This window comes from Vibrio sp. Vb0888 (assembly GCF_033338835.1).
GTDB lineage: Bacteria > Pseudomonadota > Gammaproteobacteria > Enterobacterales > Vibrionaceae > Vibrio > Vibrio alginolyticus.
In genome coordinates, this window is the sequence record NZ_JAWOTL010000155.1 from 1 (window position 1) to 1,328 (window position 1,328).

Here is a 1,328-nt window from a genome sequence, read left to right on the forward strand (position 1 = left end):
GCATGTAAAAGCTCGATTGGTGGCAGACGGTTATCACGGCTACTCCAATCCGCAGCAAACGAATCAGTGGCAAGAACTCACACTCAATTACACCGCGACGACCACGAAAACCATCGATGTGGGATTGCGTTTTTATGATGAAGCGGGCTTTGACGGCTCAGAAGTGGTTTATGTCGATAACTTCCAACCGACCGAGACAAGCACGCAGCCTCCCGTAGAGAGCTGTAGTGATCACCAAGTGGTCTTGACTCTCACGACCGACAACTACGGCTCTGAAACGAGTTGGACGCTGAAAAACAGCCAAGCCGCTGTGCTGTTCTTTGGTCAGGGTTATGAGTCGGCAACCACCGTTGAAAAAAGCATGTGTTTAGCCGACGGTGACTACCAGTTCACCATTCAAGATGAGTATGGTGACGGCATTTGTTGTGGAAGTGGCGCGGGTTCGTACACGTTGATGGAAGGAGCCAAGACCCTTGCTTCTGGCGCTGAGTTCGCCAAAAGCGAAACCACTGATTTTACGTTAGGTGACACCACCACGACTCCACCAGTGGTTGATGGGTATTATCAAGCCGCGTCTGGCAAGACAGGCTACGCACTCAAAACGGCGTTGTTTAACATCATCAATAATCACTCCAGCCGTGGCTATTCAGCGATTTGGACTCTGGTAAAAGACGCAGATTTGGATAACTACTACGAGAAAGACGGCTCCATCCTTGATATGTATTCAGAGAAGCCTGCGGGCAACGACGCAGTGAGTTTCACGAAAGTAACCGACCAATGCGGTCAATACAGTCAAGAAGGGGATTGCTACAACCGTGAGCACTCTTTCCCGAAAAGCTGGTTTGGTGGAAAAGTTGAACCGATGAACTCAGATGGTCACCATTTGTTTGCCACCGATGGTTATGTAAACGCCAAACGTAGCAACTGGCCATTTGGCGAAGTGGGCACCTCGACTTATGTTTCCAGCAATGGTTCTAAGCTAGGTCAAGCGAGCACTGCACTGGGTTATTCAGGCACCGTGTTTGAGCCGATTGATGAGTTTAAAGGCGATTTTGCGCGCGCGTATTTTTACATGGCAACCCGTTACGAGAACGTGATTGGCAATTGGGAGAACAACACGAGCAACTCTGACGCGGTGTTGGATGGCACCAGTACGAACGTATTTGAACCTTGGATGCTAAACATGCTGAAACGTTGGCACAAAAATGATCCTGTTAGCGCGAAAGAAATCCGTCGCAATGACTTGGTGTTTGAGTTCCAAGGAAACCGCAACCCGTTTATCGATCATCCTGAATTTGTTGAGCAAATTTGGGGGAATTAACGCGCAA

The 1,328-nt window shown here is 49.0% G+C and carries 1 protein-coding gene; it reads left to right on the forward strand.

The annotated features are described in order from the left end of the window. The coding region (locus R7P72_RS24640) for an endonuclease (RefSeq protein ID WP_318110918.1) at positions 1-1,321 on the forward strand (1,321 nt) is incomplete at its 5' end. Positions 1,322-1,328 lie beyond the last annotated feature (7 nt).